This is a genomic window from Bacteroidota bacterium, assembly GCA_034723125.1.
Classification (GTDB): Bacteria; Bacteroidota; Bacteroidia; order CAILMK01; family JAAYUY01; genus JAYEOP01.
This window is the reverse complement of the sequence record JAYEOP010000390.1, coordinates 1-2,321: the sequence shown is the minus strand read 5'-3', so window position 1 is coordinate 2,321 and position 2,321 is coordinate 1. Positions and strand designations below refer to the sequence as shown.

Genomic DNA, 2,321 nt, shown 5'->3' with positions numbered 1-2,321 from the left:
TAAACCTACCTTCTTATTCTTTTTCTTTTATTTTTACCACTACTTTTTTCTTCGGCAACTTCAACTCGTACCTGACGACCTTTAAAATTTGTTCCATTAAAAGAGTCCAGAATTTTTCTTGTATGACTTTCTCCTACTTCAAAGAATGAGAAACTTTCTTTTAAGTCAATTGTTCCAATATTAATATCCCGGTCACGTGTGTTATCATTGATCATTCCAATAATTCGTGTAGGACCTATACCATCTTTTTTGCCAACATTTATAAAAAATCTTGTAAATCCTTTTTCTCCCCTTCTATTAATACTGTTTTTGCGATTACCTCTATCTCTTTTGTTTTTATTGCGTTTTTCTCTTTCAGGTTTTTCGTTTAGGTCTGGAGCATTTTTGTAGTATTCAAGAAATCTATTGAATTCAAGGGATAAAAAATGTTTAATAATTTGCTCTTTGTTAAGCCATTCAAGTTTTTTGTTTACAGTTTCCATAAATGGAGCAATCTGATCTTCATCAACTTCTACTTTCTCCATTTTATCAATTAACTTAAATAATTGTTTTTCACATATCTCAGCTCCACTCGGCACTGATAATTGTTTAAACTTTTTGCTAATTATTTTTTCAATCTGTGATATTTTGTTCTTTTCTCTGTAATTAACCAAAGCAATAGAAATACCTGATTTTCCTGCACGTCCTGTACGCCCGCTTCTATGGGTGTAAATATCAAGTTCATCAGGTAGATTGTAGTTTATTATGTGAGAAATATTCTCCACATCAATGCCACGTGCAGCAACATCGGTAGCTACTAGCATTTGCAAAGTTTTTTCTCTAAATCGGTTCATAACATGGTCGCGTTGTACCTGTGATAGGTCGCCATGGAGTGCATCAGCATTATATCCGTCTGTAATTAGTTTTTCTGCTATTTCCTTTGTTTCTCTTCTTGTTCTACAAAAAACCAGTCCATAAATATCGGGATTGATATCTGCAATACGTTTTAGAGCTAAGTAGCGATTACGGGCATGTACTTGATAGTAAACATGTTGTATGTTTTCAGCACCAGCATTATGTTTCCCTACTGTTATTTTTACAGGCTTGTTCATGTAGTTATTAGCAATGCGTGCTACTTCTTTTGGCATAGTTGCCGAAAAAAGTAATGTTCTTTTATTCTTTGGAGTTTTGTCTAAGATTCCATCTAATTCATCACGGAATCCCATATTTAGCATCTCATCAGCTTCATCCAAAACTACAGTTTTTATCCCGGAAATATTTGCAAATTTACGTTTACTCAAATCAAGCATCCTACCAGGAGTAGCAACAATAATGTGTGCTCCTTTTTTAAGTGCTCTTATTTGTATTTCTGTACTTGCTCCACCATAAACCGGTACTACTTTTATCCCTTCTATATATTTTGAATATGCTTGCAAATCTTTAGTAATTTGAATACATAATTCACGAGTTGGTGATAATATCAAAAGCTGTACTGCTTTGTTTTCAATATCTATCTGGTCTATTAAAGGTAAACCAAAGGCAGCTGTTTTACCAGTTCCTGTTTGTGCAAGTCCTACAATATCATTGTCTGTTTCAAAAACAACTGGAATTACTTTTTCTTGAATTGGTGTAGGATTAACAAATTCAAGTTCTTCAATTCCTTTAAGCAAATTGGGTGAAAAGTCCAATTTATTAAATGTCAGCATATTAAATGTTTAAAATTTTGTGGTGCAAAGGTAAATTAAATAAATCTTTAATTACAATTTATTATTCAATGTTTTTGTTTTATCTTTTACATTTGTAAAACTTAATTTGCATTAAATTCAAGCTGGCAAAAAGTTTCATTACCCACCTTCAAAGAAATAGGATTTATTATAAAAAAAAATGCAAAAAGTAAGGCGATGATTAATTTTATGTTTTTCATTTCAATAATATTTAGTGGCATTAAGAAAACTTTGTATTACTAATTAAACTTGGGCTTTGAATTAATAATGGATGTGAATGTAAAAGTCATTCAATTGTCATTAATAGTCATTTAGCCAAGCTGTCATTGGGTTTTGTAACTTAATGACAATCAAATGACTATTTTATGACATTAGATTCAAGCGACAAAATATACATAATATTCTAACAGTCAAAAACATACGTTTTTCTTATAGCCACTATTTAGTGAAAAAGAAGAGTATTTTTATTAATGAAGATTTATCAAATTTATTAGTCAGATTTTATGTTTTTTGTCTTGATTGCTGGGGATAGTTATACCAATTTAATTTTGAATCTGTCAATTACCAAACAAAATTTTTTTATAACAATCAAATTAAAAAACTCAAAAAAAAAGTTCC

The 2,321-nt window shown here is 30.6% G+C and carries 1 protein-coding gene; it reads right to left on the bottom strand.

Going from position 1 to position 2,321, the window contains the following annotated elements:
- Positions 1-5: 5 nt before the first annotated feature.
- Entirely contained in the window at positions 6-1,685 is a 1,680-nt protein-coding gene (locus U9R42_10420; protein ID MEA3496437.1) for a DEAD/DEAH box helicase, read from the bottom strand.
- Positions 1,686-2,321: the final 636 nt, after the last annotated feature.

What these genes read in the sequence shown, in the direction of transcription:
- U9R42_10420 (MEA3496437.1), bottom strand. Translation starts at nt 1,685, where the DNA reads ATGCTGACATTTAATAAATTGGACTTTTCACCCAATTTGCTTAAAGGA.